The 17,589-nt window shown below is 71.8% G+C and carries 18 protein-coding genes; 4 read left to right on the forward strand and 14 right to left on the reverse strand.

The window, feature by feature from the left end; all coding sequences use genetic code 11:
* The first annotated feature begins 202 nt into the window (after positions 1 to 202).
* Positions 203 to 1,120, forward strand: a complete 918-nt coding sequence (locus ACGF5G_RS29935; protein ID WP_393269048.1) for a neutral zinc metallopeptidase — start codon at positions 203 to 205, stop codon at positions 1,118 to 1,120.
* Between the two features lie 60 nt (positions 1,121 to 1,180).
* Here ACGF5G_RS29935 and ACGF5G_RS29940 read toward each other — a convergent pair whose 3' ends face one another.
* From ACGF5G_RS29940 to ACGF5G_RS29990, 11 genes are all read right to left on the reverse strand, one after another.
* Complete coding sequence (locus ACGF5G_RS29940) at positions 1,181 to 1,831, reverse strand: acVLRF1 family peptidyl-tRNA hydrolase (RefSeq protein ID WP_393268869.1); 651 nt, start codon at positions 1,829 to 1,831, stop codon at positions 1,181 to 1,183.
* Positions 1,832 to 1,865: 34 nt separating this feature from the next.
* The gene (locus ACGF5G_RS29945; RefSeq protein WP_393268872.1) at positions 1,866 to 2,492 is read right to left on the reverse strand and encodes a LysE family transporter; all 627 of its coding nucleotides are present in this window, start codon (positions 2,490 to 2,492) and stop codon (positions 1,866 to 1,868) included.
* Between the two features lie 372 nt (positions 2,493 to 2,864).
* Entirely contained in the window at positions 2,865 to 3,251 is a 387-nt protein-coding gene (locus tag ACGF5G_RS29950; RefSeq protein WP_393268874.1) for a hypothetical protein, read from the reverse strand.
* A 252-nt stretch (positions 3,252 to 3,503) separates the two neighbouring features.
* Positions 3,504 to 3,941 carry a metal-sulfur cluster assembly factor gene (locus ACGF5G_RS29955; RefSeq protein ID WP_357701739.1) on the reverse strand — a complete coding sequence of 146 codons (438 nt, stop codon included), beginning with the start codon at positions 3,939 to 3,941 and terminating at the stop codon, positions 3,504 to 3,506.
* Positions 3,938 to 4,414, reverse strand: coding sequence for a Fe-S cluster assembly sulfur transfer protein SufU (gene sufU, locus ACGF5G_RS29960; protein WP_393268877.1), 477 nt, complete (start codon positions 4,412 to 4,414; stop codon positions 3,938 to 3,940). Before sufU ends, ACGF5G_RS29955 begins: the two co-directional genes overlap by 4 nt.
* Positions 4,414 to 5,718, reverse strand: coding sequence for a cysteine desulfurase (locus tag ACGF5G_RS29965; protein WP_393268880.1), 1,305 nt, complete (start codon positions 5,716 to 5,718; stop codon positions 4,414 to 4,416). Before ACGF5G_RS29965 ends, sufU begins: the two co-directional genes overlap by 1 nt.
* 31 nt (positions 5,719 to 5,749) lie before the next feature.
* Entirely contained in the window at positions 5,750 to 6,523 is a 774-nt protein-coding gene (gene sufC, locus ACGF5G_RS29970; protein ID WP_350686401.1) for a Fe-S cluster assembly ATPase SufC, read from the reverse strand.
* Complete coding sequence (locus ACGF5G_RS29975; protein ID WP_350686402.1) at positions 6,523 to 6,849, reverse strand: non-heme iron oxygenase ferredoxin subunit; 327 nt, start codon at positions 6,847 to 6,849, stop codon at positions 6,523 to 6,525. The genes sufC and ACGF5G_RS29975 overlap by 1 nt, the downstream gene beginning before the upstream one ends.
* The gene (gene sufD, locus ACGF5G_RS29980; protein ID WP_393268883.1) at positions 6,849 to 8,027 is read right to left on the reverse strand and encodes a Fe-S cluster assembly protein SufD; all 1,179 of its coding nucleotides are present in this window, start codon (positions 8,025 to 8,027) and stop codon (positions 6,849 to 6,851) included. Before sufD ends, ACGF5G_RS29975 begins: the two co-directional genes overlap by 1 nt.
* A 79-nt stretch (positions 8,028 to 8,106) precedes the next feature.
* On the reverse strand, positions 8,107 to 9,537 hold the full coding sequence (sufB, locus tag ACGF5G_RS29985; protein ID WP_357465121.1) for a Fe-S cluster assembly protein SufB: 1,431 nt from the start codon (positions 9,535 to 9,537) through the stop codon (positions 8,107 to 8,109).
* Entirely contained in the window at positions 9,534 to 10,292 is a 759-nt protein-coding gene (locus ACGF5G_RS29990; RefSeq protein ID WP_393268886.1) for a helix-turn-helix transcriptional regulator, read from the reverse strand. Before ACGF5G_RS29990 ends, sufB begins: the two co-directional genes overlap by 4 nt.
* 98 nt (positions 10,293 to 10,390) lie before the next feature.
* Here ACGF5G_RS29990 and ACGF5G_RS29995 point away from each other — a divergent pair, with 98 nt between their 5' ends.
* Positions 10,391 to 11,353, forward strand: coding sequence for a heme A synthase (locus tag ACGF5G_RS29995; RefSeq protein ID WP_393268888.1), 963 nt, complete (start codon positions 10,391 to 10,393; stop codon positions 11,351 to 11,353).
* A gap of 76 nt (positions 11,354 to 11,429) precedes the next feature.
* Here ACGF5G_RS29995 and ACGF5G_RS30000 read toward each other — a convergent pair whose 3' ends face one another.
* From ACGF5G_RS30000 to ACGF5G_RS30010, 3 genes are all read right to left on the reverse strand, one after another.
* Positions 11,430 to 12,353 (reverse strand): RimK family alpha-L-glutamate ligase, encoded by a 924-nt coding sequence (locus ACGF5G_RS30000; protein WP_393268891.1) that lies wholly within the window; start codon positions 12,351 to 12,353, stop codon positions 11,430 to 11,432.
* Between the two features lie 6 nt (positions 12,354 to 12,359).
* Positions 12,360 to 12,692, reverse strand: coding sequence for a hypothetical protein (locus tag ACGF5G_RS30005; protein WP_393268893.1), 333 nt, complete (start codon positions 12,690 to 12,692; stop codon positions 12,360 to 12,362).
* 318 nt (positions 12,693 to 13,010) lie between these two features.
* Positions 13,011 to 13,970, reverse strand: coding sequence for a heme o synthase (locus tag ACGF5G_RS30010; RefSeq protein ID WP_393268896.1), 960 nt, complete (start codon positions 13,968 to 13,970; stop codon positions 13,011 to 13,013).
* Between the two features lie 263 nt (positions 13,971 to 14,233).
* Between ACGF5G_RS30010 and tkt the strand changes: the two genes are divergently transcribed.
* Both tkt and tal read left to right on the forward strand, forming a co-directional pair.
* The gene (gene tkt / locus ACGF5G_RS30015) at positions 14,234 to 16,372 is read left to right on the forward strand and encodes a transketolase (RefSeq protein WP_393268899.1); all 2,139 of its coding nucleotides are present in this window, start codon (positions 14,234 to 14,236) and stop codon (positions 16,370 to 16,372) included.
* A 16-nt stretch (positions 16,373 to 16,388) separates the two neighbouring features.
* Positions 16,389 to 17,570: a transaldolase gene (tal, locus tag ACGF5G_RS30020; protein ID WP_393268902.1), complete on the forward strand. Its 1,182-nt coding sequence runs from the start codon at positions 16,389 to 16,391 to the stop codon at positions 17,568 to 17,570.
* Positions 17,571 to 17,589 lie beyond the last annotated feature (19 nt).

Here is a 17,589-nt window from a genome sequence, read left to right on the forward strand (position 1 = left end):
GCACGCGAAAGCGCCGGCGGGCACGAGGCCCGTCGGCGCGGGGCGGTTCAGCCTTCGCAGAGCAGCACGTGGCAAGTGTACCGGGCGTCGCCCGACCGCCCCGCCGGATTACCGACCAAGATCATCGGGTACCGAAACGCCGTCCGGACCCGGTCCGGTACCGCAACCACCAAAACGGATCAAAACGGTGATCGGGGTAGACATGGAGCTGAACGAGAACGCGCGGATCGACACCAGCCAGGTGGACGACCGGCGAGGATCCGGCGGGGGCGGCGGGCTGGGCGGCATCCCGATCCCGATCGGCGGCGGCCGGGGCGGCATCGTCGGCCTCGTCATCGCCGTGCTGGTCGCCCTCGTCGGTGGCGGCTTCGGCCTGAACGCCGCCACCAACGGCGGCGGGGACCCGCAGGGCGACAACACGTCGCTGGAGCAGAAGTGCTCGGCCGACGACGCGCTCCAGCAGCTCGACTGCCGCAACGCGCTCTACGTCAACTCCATCCAGGCGTACTGGCAGAAGGCCCTGCCCGAGGCGTTCGGCGAGCAGTACCGGCCGTCCCGGACGGTCTTCTTCAGCCAGGGCGTCAACACCGCCTGCGGGCAGGCCGACTCCGGCGTCGGCCCGTTCTACTGCCCCGCCGACGACCTGGTCTACATCGACCTCACCTTCTACCGGGTGCTCGCCCAGCAGCTCGGGGCCTCCGGCGAATTCGCCCAGCCGTACGTGCTCGCCCACGAGTACGGCCACCACGTGCAGGACCTGCTCGGCACCGAGGCCCAGATGCGTCGCCAGCAGCAGCGCGACCCGGACAGCGCCAACGCGCTCTCGGTCAAGCTGGAACTCCAGGCCGACTGCTACGCCGGCGCCTGGGCGAAGAACGCCACCGGCACCGCCGACTCCAGCGGCCAGAAGATCTTCACCAGCATCAGCGAGCAGGACATCCAGCAGGCCGTCGACAGCGCCGAGAAGATCGGCGACGACGCCATCTCCGAGCGGGCGAACCGGCCGGTGAACCCCGACGAGTTCACCCACGGCTCCTCCGAGCAGCGCAGGCAGTGGTTCACCCGCGGTTACTCCACCGGTGACCCGAAGTCGTGCGACACCTTCAGCGGGGCGCTGTGAGCCCGTCACCCGCCCCGCAACGGGGTCCCGCGTCGCCACGGCGGCAAGCGGGGCCCCGGTTCAGTTGACGGGATCGCGGACCAGGATCCGGACCGCGCGGGCCGCCACGATCGCGCCGACCAGCACGGCGTGCCGGGGCTCGGGCACGTCCAGCAGCCGCTCCGCGCGCAGCGCGGCCAGCGGGGCGAGCCGCCGGTCCGCCAGCACGGTGTCCACCGCCCGCCGGTCGCCGCCGCAGACCAGCGCGCTCAGGGACGACGCCTCCGGCAACAGCAGCCGTACGGCCAACTCGGTCGCGTCGCCCAGCGCCGCCTTCGCCTGGTTGTCGCGCCGCCGGGCGAAGCGCTGCTGGGACCACCCCCCGGCGGCGGTGCGGCCCTGCACGTACCGGGTGTCCACCTTCGACACCGTCAGCTCCTCGCCCGCCGCGACGCCCACCGCCACCGCGCCCTTGCGGGCCAGCAGCAGGCCGATCCGGCGGGGCGTGGCCGCGGCGGCCACGAAACCGGGCACGTCCGGGGCGGCCGGCGCGCCGGGCGGGGTGTGCAGCTCGGCGGTCGCGCCGTCCGGGGCGGCGAGCAGCAGCCCGTACGCCTGAATGGTGGTGGTGGGCACGCCGTGCCGGTCGGCGAAGCCCTCGACCCAGCGGGCGACCCGGCCGGGGCCGACCTCGACCCAACGGCCACCCCCGGCTGCGGGTCGGCTGCTCATGCGCCCGAACCTACGGCACCGGGCCGCCGGCGGCTCAGTCGGGCAGCAGCATCGCGACGGCCAGCGCGGCGATGATCGCGCTGGAGAGCAGCGCGGTCACCAGCCGCCCGCGCGTCCCGGCGAGTGCCCGGCCGACCAGGGTGCCACCGCCGGCGATGAGCAGTTGCCAGCTCGCCGAGGCGACGAACGCGCCGAGCACGAAGAGCGCGGCGGCCCGTGGATCCGGGTCGGCGGCGTCGGCCCGGCCCAGCACGAGCGCCGCGAAGTACACCACCGTCGCGGGGTTCAGCAGGGTCAGCGCGAGCACGCCGGCGAACGCCCGGGGCGGGGTGTCCAGGCCTCGACGGGCACCGGTCGTCCCGGTCGCGGTGCGGGGGCGTAGGGCACGCCAGGCGCCGTGGCCGGCGAGGGCGAGCAGCACGACGGCGGCGGCCAGCCGCAGCGGCCCGGCGACCGGGGCGACCAGGCCGGCGACCGCGGCCCCGCCGAGGGCCGCCACGGCGGCGTAGAGCCCGTCCGCGGCGGCCACTCCGAGCGCGGCGGCGGCGCCGACCCGGAACGACGTGCGGGCGCTGAGCCCGAGGATGAGGATCGCGATCGCACCGACCGGAACGGCGACGCCGTAGCCGGCGACCAGACCGGCCAGGAACGCGCCGGTCACGACGGCCGGCGGCGGGTCGAGGCGCGGCCGGGCACCGTCCGCTGTCGCCGCACGGCGGTGGCCGCGGCAACGGGAGGGCTCAGCACCGGGTACGTCTCGATCACGCCCCGATCCTGCTTCCCTACCCCACCCGCCGCCACCCATTTCCCGGCACCTCGCCGGCTGCGACGAACGCCGGCCGTGGGCGACACGCCAGCCGCTAACTGGCGGTCAAGCTCCTGATCAGGCCAAACGTCTCCCGCCGGGCCGGCGCCGGCAGCAGCAGACGGACAAGTCGCCTCAAAGGCACACAAGCCAGTCAGGGCATGGGTCACGTCCACTGCTGCCAGCCATCAACCCATCACGTACGGGCCGACCCGTCCAGCCTCACAGTCAGGCCAGCCGGTGCGCCGCGACGGTGTTCGAGCAGTCGGCGATGGTGGTTGGCTCCGAGACACTGAGGGCGTCCAACCGGGACCACCCGTTGACTCCGGTGGTGGTGTTACGGAGGTAGATCCAGAGCGCGTTGGTGTAGGTGGCGCAGTGGACGTCGATCCCCTGACTCGGGTAGCCGAGCCCGCGACTGCCGCAGTCGATGTGCGGATAGGCCCGGATGTTGGTCCCGTTCCCGAACGAGATGGCACCCCCGCTGTACAGATCCGGGTGGGTGCCGTGCCCGCTGCAGTGGGCACTGGCCGGGCTGGCGGGCAGCAACGCCAGCGCCGAGCCACTCGTGACGAGCGCCAGCGCGGACGCGATGGAGAGCAACCGAGATCGCATGTGCCGTCTCCTCCAGATAGATGGTGACAACTATCGATAGAGGATGTCACGCGGATCGCACCCTGGCGTCGCTCCGCCGGAACGCGGCAGGGTGGAAGAGAAGGCCGTCCCCGCACGCGCCGGGCCATCCGCGGCTGTGGGACACCCGCGCCGTCGTCGGCGAGCTGGCCGCCGTCGTCCGTCGACAGGAACGCGTCGAGCGCGCCTCCCGGGAGGGGCGGCGCGCTCGACGGGGACCGACGCTGGGCCGGGTCAGACGTTGAAGCCGAGGGAGCGGAGCTGGTCGCGCCCCTCGTCGGTGATCTTGTCCGGGCCCCACGGCGGGAGCCACACCCAGTTGATCCGAATGTCGTCGACCAAGCCGCCGCCGGGGCCGGTGGTCAGCGCCTGGCGGGCCTGGTCCTCGATCACGTCGGTCAGCGGGCAGGCCGCCGACGTCAGCGTCATGTCCAGCGTGGCGACGTTGTCGTCGCCGACGTGCACGCCGTACACCAGGCCGAGGTCGACCACGTTGATGCCCAGCTCGGGGTCGACGACGTCCTTCATCGCCTCCTCGATGTCGGCGACGGCGGCCCGGGCACCCGCGGCCTTGCCGCCGTCACCCGCAGCCGGCGCGGCGGCGTCCGTGGCCGGCGTCGCCGTGCCCTCGGTCGCCGGCGTCGCCGCGGTGGCGGTGTCCTCGCTACTCATGCCTTAACCTCCGAAGGGCTCACGCCCACGCCGGCGCGTGCCGCGGCGTCCTTGAACGCCATCCACGGCAACAGCGCGCACTTCACCCGGGCGGGGTAGCGGGCGACGCCCGCGAACGCGACCCCGTCACCGAGCACGTCCTCGTCCGGCGTGACCTGACCACGGCCGGACATCAACTCCACGAACGCCTCGTGCACCCGGAACGCCTCACCCGCGCCCCGCCCGACCAGCAGCTCGTGCAACACGCTCGCCGACGCCTGGCTGATCGAGCAGCCCATGCCGTCGTACGAGACGTCGTGCAGCACGTCGCCGTCGGTCGCCACCCGGACCGTGACCTCGTCGCCGCAGGTCGGGTTCACGTGGTGCGCCTCGGCGACCCGGTCGCCCGGGTCGTCCGCGTCACGCAGGCCACGGCCGTGCGGGTGCTTGTAGTGGTCCAGGATGATCTCCTGGTAGAGCTGGTCGAGCTGCATCAGTCGAACACCTTCCGCGCCTGCTCCAGGCCCGCCACCAGGGCGTCGATCTCCTCTGTGGTGGTGTAGAGGTAGAACGAGGCCCGCGTCATGGCCGGCACGCCGAACCGGGTGCACACCGGCCGGGCACAGTGGTGGCCCACCCGCACCTGCACGCCGAGCGAGTCGAGGACCTGCCCCACGTCGTGCGGGTGGATGTCGCCGAGGGCGAACGAGATGGTGCCGCCCCGGCCCACCGGCACGGTCGGCCCGAAGATCCGCAGGCCGCGCACCGTGGCGAGGGCATCCAGCGCGTACGCCGTCAGCTCCTTCTCGTGCCACTGGATGGCCCGCATCCCGATGCCGGTGAGGTAGTCGACGGCGGCGCCGAGCGCGACCGCCTCGGCGATCGGCGGGGTGCCCGCCTCGAACCGGGCCGGCGGCGCGGCGAACGTTGAGCGCGCCATCGACACCGTCTCGATCATCGACCCGCCGCCGAGCACCGGCGGCATCGCCGCCAGCAGCTCGGCCCGGCCCCAGAGCACCCCGATGCCGGTCGGGCCGCACATCTTGTGCCCGGTGAACACGACGAAGTCGGCGTCGTAGTCGACCACGTCCATCGGCATGTGCGGCACCGACTGGGAGCAGTCGAGCAGCAGCAGCGCCCCCACCTCGCGGACCCGCTCGGTGATCCGCGCGGTGGCGTTGACGGTGCCGAGGATGTTGGACATGTGCACCAGCGAGACGATCTTCGTCCGCTCGGTGACCAGGTCCGCCAGCCCCGACTCGTCCAGGCGCCCGTGGTCGGTGACCGGGAACCAGCGCAGCGTCGCGCCGGTCCGCTCGCAGAGCAGCTGCCACGGGACGATGTTCGAGTGGTGCTCCATCTCGGAGATCACCACCTCGTCACCGGGGCCGAGCCGGAACCGCGGGTCGGCGTCGGGCCGCAGCGAGGCGTTGGAGAAGGCGTACGCGACGATGTTGATCGCCTCGGTGGAGTTCTTGGTGAACACCACCTCGTCCGGGCTCGGCGCGTTGACGAACGCGGCGACCTTCGCCCGGGCGCCCTCGTACGCCTCGGTGGCCTCCGTGCCCAGCGTGTGCACCGAGCGGGAGACGTTGGCGTTGTGCCTCGCGTAGTGCTCGGCGAGCACGTCGAGCACCTGCCGCGGCTTGTGCGAGGTGTTGGCGCTGTCGAGATAGACCAGCCGGTGCCCGTTGACCTCCCGGTCCAGGATCGGGAAGTCGGCGCGCACCTTCGCCACGTCGAAACGCGGCACGTCGTCGTACTGCGGCATCCCCGGCGGGATCGCGATGGTAGTCATGTCGACCGGCCCACCCATTCTCCGAGAGGAATCAGGCCCGCGCCGAACCGGCCCCGGCGACGTACCGCTCGTAGCCCTCTTCCTCGAGCTTGTCGGCCAGCTCCGGGCCGCCCTGCTCGACGATCCGGCCGGCCACGAACACGTGCACGAAGTCCGGCTTGATGTAGCGCAGGATCCGGGTGTAGTGGGTGATCAGCAGCAGGCCGGTGTCGCCGGTGTCGCGGACCCGGTTCACGCCCTCGCTGACCACGCGCAGCGCGTCCACGTCGAGGCCGGAGTCGGTCTCGTCGAGGATGGCCATCTTCGGCTTGAGCAGCTCCAGCTGCACGATCTCGTGCCGCTTCTTCTCACCGCCGGAGAAGCCCTCGTTCACGTTGCGCTGGGCGAACGCCGGATCCATCTGGAGGCGCTCCATGGCCCCGCGCAGCTCGCCGCCCCAGGTGCGCAGCTTCGGCGCCTCGCCGTCGATGGCGGTCTTGGCGGTACGCAGGAAGTTCGCCACCGAGACGCCGGGCACCTCGACCGGGTACTGCATGGCCAGGAAGAGGCCGGCGCGGGCCCGCTCGTCGACGGACATGGCCAGCACGTCCTCGCCGTCGAGGGTCACCGAGCCGCCGGTGATCTCGTACTTGGGGTGGCCGGCGATCGAGTAGGCCAGGGTGGACTTGCCCGAGCCGTTCGGCCCCATGATCGCGTGGGTCTCGCCCGAGCGGACGGTCAGGTCGACACCGGCCAGGATCGGCTTGAGCTCACCCTCGGGCAGCTTGACCGACACCTTCAGGTCGCGGATCTCCAGGGTGCTCATTATCGGGTCACTCCATTGCTCGGCGTGAGGCTGACGTAGATGTCGCCGTCGCGGACTTCGACGGGATAGACGGGAACGGGTTCGGTGGCGGGCAGCCCGGTCGGCTCGCCGGTCCTCAGGTCGAAACGGGAACCGTGCAGCCAACATTCCAGCGTGCAGCCGGAGACCTCCCCCTCGGAGAGGGCGACCGCGGCGTGCGAGCACTCGTCGTAGACGGCGTAGAAGGCGTCGTCCTCGCCGTGCACGATCGCGATCTGCGTGCCGTCGACGTCCGCGGCGATCGCGGTGCCCTTCGGCACGTCCTCGGTCGAGCAGATCTTGATCATCAGGCGCCGGCCTTACTCAGCCGGGCCTCGATCGCGTCGCCGAGCCGCTCGCGCAGCTCCTCGACCGGGATCTTGTTGATCAGCTCGGCGAAGAAGCCGCGGACCACCAGGCGCCGCGCCTCGGCCTCCGGGATGCCCCGCGCCATCAGGTAGAACAGCTGCTCGTCGTCGAAGCGGCCGGTCGCGCTCGCGTGGCCGGCGCCGGCGATCTCGCCGGTCTCGATCTCCAGGTTGGGTACGGAGTCCGCCCGCGCGCCGTCGGTCAGCAGCAGGTTCCGGTTGATCTCGTACGTTTCGGTGCCGGTCGCCTCGGCGCGGATCAGCACGTCGCCCACCCAGACGGTACGCGCGCTCTCGCCCTGCAGGGCGCCCCGGTAGCCGACGTAGCTGCGGCAGTCCGGCACGCTGTGGTCGACCAGCTGGCGGTGCTCCAGGTGCTGCCCCGAGTCGGCGAAGTAGAGGCCGTACAGCTCGGCCTCGCCGCCCCGGTCGGTGTACTCCACCGAGGTGTACTGCCGGACCAGGTCGCCACCGAGGGAGACCTGGACGTGGACCACCCTGGCGTCCCGACCCAGCTTCACCTTCAGGTGCTGGGCCTGCACGGCGTCGTCGGCCCAGTCGGCGACGGTGACCAGGGTCAGCTTCGCCCCGTCGGCCACCGCCACCTCGACGTTGTCGGCCAGCGTCGCCGAACCGACGTGCTCCAGCACCAGGGTCACCTCGGCGAACCGGCCGACCTCGACGAAGGTGTGCCCGAAGGCGACCCCCTCGGCGCCGTCGCCGACCACCCGCAGGGCCACCGGGTCGGCGACCACGGCGTCGCGGGCGACCTGGACCAGCAGCGCCTGCCCGGCCCCGCCGTAGGCCAGCGCGCTGACCCGGTCGACGGGGGTGAGCACGCTGCCCACCCGGGGGTCGTCGGAGCCGATCCGCTCGACGGTCACGCCCTCGGGCAGGTCGCCGTACTCGTGGCGGACCGTGCCGGTGGCGGCCTGCGCCTCCGACGGCTCCAGCTCGGCGCGTCTGGAGCCGTCGCCCCCGACCAGCCCGCGCAGCCGCTTGAGCGGGGTGAAGCGCCACTCCTCCTCCAGGCCCGTAAGGGCCGGGAAGTCGGCGACGTCGTACGAGCGGAGCGCCTGCGACTTGGTGCTGGGCGGCGCGGAAGCCTGGGTAGTCATCTCTTCCTTGGTCTGTTTCGCGACGACGGTCTCTGGTGCGGGGGCGGCGGGCCGGCGGACCGGCCCGCCCGGGTCGGCGTCAGCCGACCGCGCCCTCCATCTGCAGCTCGATCAGGCGGTTGAGCTCCAGGGCGTACTCCATCGGGAGCTCCTTGGCGATCGGCTCGATGAAGCCGCGCACGATCATCGCCATCGCCTCGTCCTCGCTCAGGCCCCGGCTCATCAGGTAGAAGAGCTGGTCCTCGCTGACCTTGGAGACGGTGGCCTCGTGCCCCATCGACACGTCGTCCTCACGGATGTCGACGTACGGGTAGGTGTCGGAACGGGAGATGGTGTCGACGAGCAGCGCGTCGCACTTGACCGTGCTGCGGCTGTTGGTCGAGCCCTCCAGCACCTGCACCAGGCCGCGGTACGAGGTGCGGCCGCCGCCCCGGGCGATCGACTTGGAGACGATGGTGGAGGAGGTGTGCGGCGCGGCGTGCACCATCTTGGCGCCGGCGTCCTGGTGCTGGCCCTCGCCGGCCATGGCCACCGAGAGCACCTCGCCCTTGGCATGCTCGCCGGTCATGTAGACCGCCGGGTACTTCATGGTGACCTTGGAGCCGATGTTGCCGTCGATCCACTCCATGGTCGCGCCCTCGTGGCACACGGCACGCTTGGTGACCAGGTTGTAGACGTTGTTCGACCAGTTCTGGATGGTCGTGTAGCGGCACCGGGCGTTCTTCTTGACGATGATCTCCACCACGGCGCTGTGCAGCGAGTCCGAGGAGTAGATCGGCGCGGTGCAGCCCTCGACGTAGTGCACGTACGCACCCTCGTCGACGATGATCAGCGTCCGCTCGAACTGGCCCATGTTCTCCGTGTTGATCCGGAAGTAGGCCTGCAACGGGATCTCCACGTGCACGCCCTTCGGCACGTAGATGAACGAGCCGCCGGACCAGACGGAGGTGTTCAGCGCGGCGAACTTGTTGTCGCCGACCGGGATGACGGTGCCGAAGTACTCCTTGAACAGGTCCTCGTGCTCCTTGAGGGCGGTGTCGGTGTCGAGGAAGACGACGCCCTGCTCCTCCAGGTCCTCACGGATCTTGTGGTAGACGACCTCGGACTCGTACTGCGCCGCGACGCCCGCGATCAGCCGCTGCTTCTCCGCCTCGGGGATGCCCAGCTTGTCGTAGGTGTTCTTGATGTCCTCGGGCAGGTCCTCCCAGCTGGTGGCCTGCTTCTCGGTGGACCGGACGAAGTACTTGATGTTGTCGAAGTCGATCCCGGTGAGGTCGGCGCCCCAGGCCGGCATGGGCTTGCGGCCGAACAGCCGCAGGCCCTTCAGCCGCAGGTCGAGCATCCAGGCCGGCTCGTTCTTCTTGGCCGAGATGTCCCGCACCACCGCCTCGTTGAGGCCGCGCTGGGCCACCGCCCCGGCGACGTCGGGGTCGGCCCAGCCGTACTCGTAGCGGCCCAGGGCGGCGAGCTGCTCTTCCTGGGTCAGGGGCTGGACGATCTGCTCGGTCATCTATCTGTCCTCACAGTGGTGACGGTCTTACCGGACTGGGCGCGCCCCGGCTGGGCGGGAATGTGCGTCGTGCACACCCCGTCGCCGTGCGCGATGGTGGCCAGGCGCTGCACGTGGGTGCCGACCAGGCGGGAGATCACCGCGGTCTCGGCCTCGCACAGCTGGGGGAACTCGGCGGCCACGTGCGCCACCGGGCAGTGGTGCTGACAGAGCTGGCCGCCGGAGGCGATCGTGGACGCGTTGGCAGCGTAGCCCTCGGCGGTCAGCGCCCCGGCGAGCGCCTCGGCCCGCGCGAGGGGGTCGTCGCCGGCGTCCTCCATGGCGGCCCGGCAGCGGGCCTCCAGGGCGGCGACCTGGTCGGCGGCGAACGCCTCGACCGCCTCGGCGCCGCCGTTGCGCGAGATCCAGCGCAGCGCGGCGGTGGCCATGTTGTCGTAGTGGTGGGTGCCGCAGCGGACCCGGGCCGCGTCGGTCAGCAGGAACACCTTCGCCGGGCGGCCCCGGCCCCGGTGACCGCGGACCGTCTGGTCGCGGGCGACCACGTCACCGTCGGCGAGCATCGCGTCGAGGTGCCGCCGGATCGCGGCCGGGCTGAGCCCGAGCGCCGAGCCGAGCTGCGCGGCGGTGGTCGCCCCCCGCTCCAGCAGCAGGTGGGTGACCCGGTCCCGGGTGGAAAGGTCGCCGGCGGACACGGACTGACCGGCGGCCGGGGCGGCCGCCGGCTGGTGCCCGGAGAGCGCCGCCGCGTTTTTCACAACGCCCACGTTACGTAATTCGTCGGGGGGCCGCAAACCCGGGCCCCGGTGATCCGAACCACCGTGCCGGCGGAGTCGCACGAACCTCGATCACTACGGTGCGTAGGATTTGCGCCGTGACTCCATCCGTCCGGTTCCCGGTCTCCACCGCCCTGCTGCGCCGTCTCGCGCTCGCCTCGATCATCGCGAACGTGGGCATCGTCGTCACCGGCGGGGCGGTCCGGCTCACCCAGTCCGGCCTCGGCTGCCCCACCTGGCCCCGGTGCACGGACGAGTCGTACGTGGCAACCGCCGAGATGGGCATCAACGGGGCGATCGAGTTCGGCAACCGCCTGCTCACCTTCGCGGTCGGCGTCATCGCGCTGGCGGTGCTGGTGGCCGTGCTGCTGCAACGCCCCCGACGTCGGGAGCTGCTCCCCCTCGCGGTCGCCGTGCTCTTCGGCATCCCGGCCCAGGCGGTCGTCGGCGGCATCACCGTGCTCACCGACCTCAACCCGTGGGTGGTGGGCCTGCACTTCCTCGCCTCGATGCTCGTGATCGCGGCCGCGTACGCGCTGTGGCGGCGGATCGGGGACCCGGTCGGCCCGGCGGTGGCCGTGGTGCCGGCGCCGCTGCGGACCCTGGCGGTGATCACCACCGTGGTCAGCGCGGCGGTCTTGGTGATCGGCACCTGGGTGACCGGCAGCGGCCCGCACGCGGGCGACCACGGCGCGGCCCGCAACGGCCTCGACCCGGAGTCGATCGCCCAGGTGCACGCCGACAGCGTCTTCCTGCTGATCGGCCTCTCGGTGGCGCTGGTCTTCGCGTTCCGCGCGGTCGGCGCGGCACGCGCCGCACGGGCCGCCCTGGTGCTGGTCGCGGTGGAGCTGGGTCAGGGCCTGATCGGCTTCGTGCAGTACTTCACCAACCTGCCCGCGCTGCTGGTGGGCGCGCACATGCTCGGCTCCTGCCTGGTGCTGCTGGCCACCCTCTCGGTCCAGTGGGCCACCCGCGAGCGCCGTTCCGTCGCGCCGGCGCCGGACCCCTCCCCCGCCGAGGACGCCGTCCCCGTCGCCGCCTGACGGGCGCCAGGCGGCGGCGACGTCCGCCGGCCCGGGCGCCGGGCGGTCCGCACCGTGGCGACCGCCCGGCGTCGGGTCAGCGTGGTGGGCGGCCCAGGTGGGTCAGGATCGCGCCGGCCAGGCGGTCGGCGGCGCCCTCGGCGTACCCGAGGAAGAGCGACGGCTCGGTGAGCTCCAGCTCGACCAGGATCGAGGCGCCGTCCGGGCCGGGGATCAGGTCGACCCGGGCGTAGAGCAGCCGCTCCGGCCCGCCGGGCACCGCCGCGAGGGCCCGCTCCGCCACCGCCAACTGCTCCGGCGTGGCCGTCCGCGGCGTGATCTCCTCGGGCTTGTAGAGGCCCTCCACACCCAGGTCCGGCCCGGTGAGCATGGGGCCCTTGCGGATCGCGTGACTGTACGCCAAGCCGTCCGGGCCGGCCAGGAAGAGCAGCGCCGTCTCACCGGCGGTGTCGACGGCGGCCAGGTACGGCTGGACCATGGTCACGCGGCCGGCCGCCGCGAGCCGCCGCACGTGCGCGACGGCCAGTTCCCGGTGCCCCGGATCGGCCAGGTCGTACCGGCCGGTGTCCTGGCTGCCCGCGCTGATCGACGGTTTGAGCACGTACTCGCCGGATTCGGCGGGCGGCTGCCAGCTCTCCCCCGGCTCCACCCAGGTCGTGGGGACGGTCGGCACGCCCGCGGCGGAGAGCTCGGCGAGGTACCGCTTGTCGGTGTTCCAGCGGACCACGTCGGCCGGGTTGGCCAGGGCCGGGACGGCGGCCGCCCAGGCGACGAACTCGTCGCGGCGGGGCATGTAGTCCCACGGTGAGCGGAGCACGGCCAGGTCGTAGCCGGCCCAGTCGGCGGTGGGGTCGTCCCAGACCACCGGTTCGGCGGTCACGCCGCGGCGCGCGAGCGGGTCGAGCACCAGCCGGTCGTCGGCTTCGAGGGCGGGCAGTTCGGCACAGGTGACGAGAGCGACCCGAGGTTCCCCCCGGGTCGACTGGTGGTGGTTGGTCAATTTATGTCAACGGGCCATCGAGCGCCGGGCCATCGACCGCCAGAGGTCGTTGCTGGGACGCATCTGGTCCATGAGTTCACGCTCCCAGGCGTTCTCGACGGTGACGCCCGCCTTCGCGCAGGCCTCCCGCGCGACGACGGTGTCGTCCGCGAACTGGTCGCCCCACACCCCGTCCTCGCCCACGAGGACGATGCGTGCGCCGCGCTTGCCGACGTACTCGATGACCGCCTTCGCCCCGCCGTGTCCGGCGGCGAACGACTTGATGCCCGCGACCAGGCCCTGGGGGGCCTGTTCGGCGGTCTGCTCGGCCGTCAGCGTCGTATCGGAACCATCTGCCATGACGCGAAGCGTAAGCAGACTTCCATCCGGGCGGGCGAGAACCATGAAGCTTTTGTGATGCCAATTACCCGAAGGTTTAAGGAAGACCACAGGCGAATCGCCCGATTTTATCCGGACTTACCACCACAAAGCTCCGCCGCGAACCGGGGCGGTCTGGGGCATGACGAACCGTTCGGACCGATGCCCGCGTTGTCACGGATGTAACAAGAAACCCGGACAAGGCATACACGATGCTGATTTCCCGCACGATACGCCCCGCACCCCGGCCGCCGCCAGCGAGGGCACTCGCCGGCTCGGGTGCGCGGTGACCGCCCGGGGTCAGATCAGCGCGTCGAGCGCGACGGCGGCGAAGAGGATCGTCAGGTAGGTCGTTGACCAGTGGAACAGCCGCATCGGCTTGACGGCCTGGCCCCGCGAGACCCGCCGGGCCAGCCGGTGCGCCTCCACCAGGAAGATGCCGCCGACCACCAGGGTGGGCACGCCGTAGATCGCGCTCATCCCCAGCGGCCACACCGCCAGCGAGGAGGCCACGGTGAGCCACGCGAAAATGATGATCTCGGCGTTGACCCGGCGGGCGGAGGCCACCACCGGCAGCATCGGGATGCCGGCCCGGGCGTAGTCGTCCTTGTACTTCATCGCCAGCGGGTAGAAGTGCGGCATCTGCCAGAAGAAGACCACCGCGAACAGCGCCCACGCGGCGGGCCCCAGCGACCCGGTCACCGCCGCCCAGCCGATCAGCACCGGCGCCGCCCCGCAGGCGCCGCCCCAGAACGTGTTGGCCGTCGTGGTGCGCTTGAGCCAGAGGGTGTAGACGAGGTCGTAGTAGGCGATCGCGGCCAGGGTGAGACCGGCGGCCAGCAGGTTGGTGAACGCCGCCATCAGCGCGACCGACACCACCGCCAGCACCAGCCCGAAGATCAGCGCGTTGCGCGGCGACACGGTGTGCGCCGGCAGCGGGCGGCGCTTGGTGCGCCGCATCAGCTCGTCGATGTCCCGGTCGATGTAGCAGTTGATGACGCTGGCCGCGCCCGCGGCGAGCGAGCCGCCGACCAGCACCACGGCCATCAGCCAGAGCGACGGCATGCCGCCGTCCGCGAGCATCATCGCCGGCACGGTGGTGACCAGGAGCAGCTCCACGATCCGCGGCTTGGTCAGCGTCACGTACGCCGAGACCACCGCGCGGACGTCCCGGCGACCGACCCCCGGGGCCTCCGCCCCCGCGCGCACCGGCGGCTGCCCGGCAGAGTTGCTGACGGGGCGCTCGGTGATCATGCTCACGGATTGCCACCTTCCGGCGTCGGCAGGGGAGGTCGGATCGGCCGGACCCGACTCGGGCCACACACCGCACCACAGACTACGCGCTGTCGTTTTGGCTGCCCGGGCGACCCGACAACGGTGCGGGCCGTCACACCTCCGATCGAACCACCGATCCTCCCGGACGCGCCCAGACCTGCATGCAGAGATCCCCGGGCGGACGTTTAGGACCGCTCGATAGGGTCATCGGTGAGGGTTCCGCCCATCTGCCGAGGAGCACAACCATCGTGGCTGCCAACCGACCCGAGCACCCCGCACTGAACTGGTCCGACCTCGACCGCCGGGCCGTCGACACCGTCCGCGTGCTGGCCATGGACGCCGTGGAGAAATCCGGCAACGGCCACCCGGGCACCGCGATGAGCCTCGCGCCCGCTGCCTACCTGCTCTTCAACCGGGTCATGCGGCACAACCCGGCCGACCCGAACTGGCCCGGCCGGGACCGGTTCGTGCTCTCGGCGGGCCACTCCAGCCTCACCCTCTACATCCAGCTCTTCCTCGCCGGCTACCCGCTCAGCCTCGACGACCTCAAGTCGCTGCGGCAGTGGGGCTCGCTCACCCCGGGCCACCCCGAGCACGGCCACACCCCGGGCGTCGAGACCACCACCGGCCCGCTCGGCCAGGGCCTCGGCAACGCGGTCGGCATGGCGATGGCCGCCCGCCGCGAGCGTGGCCTGTTCGACCCGGAGGGCGAGCCGGGCGCGTCGGTCTTCGACCACGACATCTGGTGCATCGCCTCCGACGGCGACATCGAGGAGGGCATCAGCCACGAGGCCAGCGCGCTCGCCGGGCACCAGCAGCTCGGCAACCTCACGGTGATCTACGACGACAACGAGATCTCCATCGAGGACGACACCCGGATCGCCATGAGCGAGGACGTCGCGGCCCGCTACGAGGCGTACGGCTGGCACGTGCAGACGGTCGACTGGCGCACCGGCGACGCCGACCAGGGCGACTACCACGAGGACGTGGAGGCCCTGCACCGGGCGCTGCTGGCGGCGAAGGCCGAGACCGGCCGTCCCTCCTTCATCGCGCTGCGCACCATTATCGGCTGGCCCGCGCCCAACAAGAAGAACACCGGCAAGATCCACGGCTCCGCGCTCGGCGGCGACGAGGTGGCCGCCACCAAGCAGATCCTCGGCTTCGACCCGGCGCAGTCCTTCGAGGTCGACGAGGAGGTGCTCGCGCACGCCCGCCTGGTGATGGAGCGGGGCGCCCGCGCCCAGCAGGAGTGGACCGCGGCGTTCGACGGCTGGTCGAAGGCCAACCCGGAGCGCCGGGCGCTCTACGACCGGATGGCCGGCCGGGCGCTGCCGGACGGCTGGGCCGAGGCCCTGCCCGAGTTCCCGGCCGACGCCAAGGGCATCGCCACCCGGGCCGCCTCCGGCAAGGTCCTGGAGGCGCTCGCCCCGGTGCTGCCCGAGCTGTGGGGCGGCTCGGCCGACCTGGCCGAGAGCAACAACACCACCATGAAAGGCGAGCCGTCCTTCATCCCGGCCGCCTGGGCCACCAAGGAGTTCCCGGGCCACGAGTACGGCCGCACGCTGCACTTCGGCATCCGCGAGCACGCCATGGGCGCGATCCTCAACGGCATCGCCCTGCACGGCGGCACCCGCCCGTACGGCGGCACCTTCCTGGTGTTCAGCGACTACATGCGCCCCTCTGTCCGGCTCGCCGCGCTGATGAAGCTGCCGGTGGTCTACGTCTGGACGCACGACTCGATCGGCCTCGGCGAGGACGGCCCCACGCACCAGCCGGTGGAGCACCTGACCGCGCTGCGCGCCATTCCCGGCCTGGACGTGGTCCGCCCGGCCGACGCCAACGAGACCGCCTGGGCCTGGCGGTGCGCGCTGGAGCACACCGACCGGCCGACCGCGCTGGCGCTCAGCCGCCAGGCGCTGCCGACCTTCGACCGGTCGACGCTGGCCGGCGCCGAGGGCGTGGCGAAGGGCGGCTACGTACTCGCCGAGGCGTCCACCGGCAAGCCGCAGGTGATCCTCGTCGGCACCGGTTCCGAGGTGCAGCTCTGCCTGACCGCGCGGGAGCGGCTGGAGGCCGACGGCACCCCCACCCGGGTCGTCTCGATGCCCTGCCAGGAGTGGTTCGCCGAGCAGGACGAGGCGTACCGGGAGTCGGTGCTGCCACGCGGGGTAAAGGCACGGGTGAGCGTGGAGGCGGGCATCGCCATGTCCTGGCGGCACCTCGTCGGCGACTGCGGCGAGAGCGTCAGCCTGGAGCACTACGGCGCCAGCGCCCCGCACTCCATGCTCTTCGAGCAGTTCGGGTTCACCCCCGACCGGATCGTGGCCGCCGCGCACGCGGCGCTCACCCGGGTGGGCGAGATCACCGGTTTCACGACCGGCAACTGAGGGGAGCGTGGACGACATGACGAAGGACAGGCTGGACGAGCTCAGCACCGCGGGTGTGGCGATCTGGCTCGACGATCTTTCCCGGACGCGGCTCAGCTCCGGCGGGCTGGACCAGTTGCGCCGCGAGAAGCACCTGGTCGGGGTGACCTCCAACCCGACCATCTTCGCGAAGGCGCTGAGCGACGCGGACGAGTACGACTGGCAACTGAAGGACCTCGCCATCCGTGGGGTGGACGTCGAGGAGGCCGTCCGCCTGCTCACCACGTACGACGTGCGGTGGGCCTGTGACGTGATGCGGCCGGCGCACGACGCGACCGCAGGGGTGGACGGCCGGGTCTCCATCGAGGTGGACCCGCGGCTGGCCCACGAGACCGAGAAGACCGTCGCCGAGGCCGGGGCGCTGTGGTGGCTGATCGACCGCCCCAACCTCTTCATCAAGATCCCGGCCACCGAGGCGGGCCTGCCGGCGATCACCGCCACCCTGGCCCAGGGGATCAGCGTCAACGTCACGCTGATCTTCGGGCTGGACCGCTACTCCCAGGTGATGGACGCGTTCCTGGCCGGCCTGGAGCAGGCGAAGGCGAACGGCCACGACCTGTCCAAGATCGGGTCCGTGGCGTCGTTCTTCGTCTCCCGCGTCGACACCGAGGTCGACAAGCGGCTGGAGAAGATCGGCTCCGCCGAGGCCAAGGCGCTGCGCGGCAAGGCCGCCATCGCCAACGCCAAGCTGGCCTACGAGCGCTACGGCGCGGTCTTCTCCTCCGACCGCTGGCAGGCCCTCGCCGACGCGGGCGCACACCCGCAGCGGCCGCTGTGGGCGTCCACCTCCACCAAGAACCCGGACTACCGGGACGTCATCTACGTGGAGGAGCTGGTCGCGCCCGGCACCGTCAACACCATGCCGGAGCCGGTCATCCACGCGTACGCCGACCACGGCGAGACCCGCGGTGACACCATCACCGGCTCGTACGACGAGGCCCGCAAGGTCTTCGCGGACCTGGAGTCGGTCGGGGTCGACATGGCCGACGTGATCGCCACCCTGGAGCGCGAGGGCGTGGAGAAGTTCGAGGCCAGCTGGCTGGAGCTGCTCGACGGCGTGCGCAAGTCGCTGGCCGCCGCGGGCAAGGGCACCGGCCACCCGGGCGACGCCGCGAAGGGCAACGCGCGGGCCGCGCAGCAGGCGGGAGGCAACGCGTGAGCGAGCGAACCATCAGGTA

Source organism: Micromonospora sp. NPDC047730 (genome assembly GCF_043204765.1).
Classification (GTDB): domain Bacteria; phylum Actinomycetota; class Actinomycetes; order Mycobacteriales; family Micromonosporaceae; genus Micromonospora.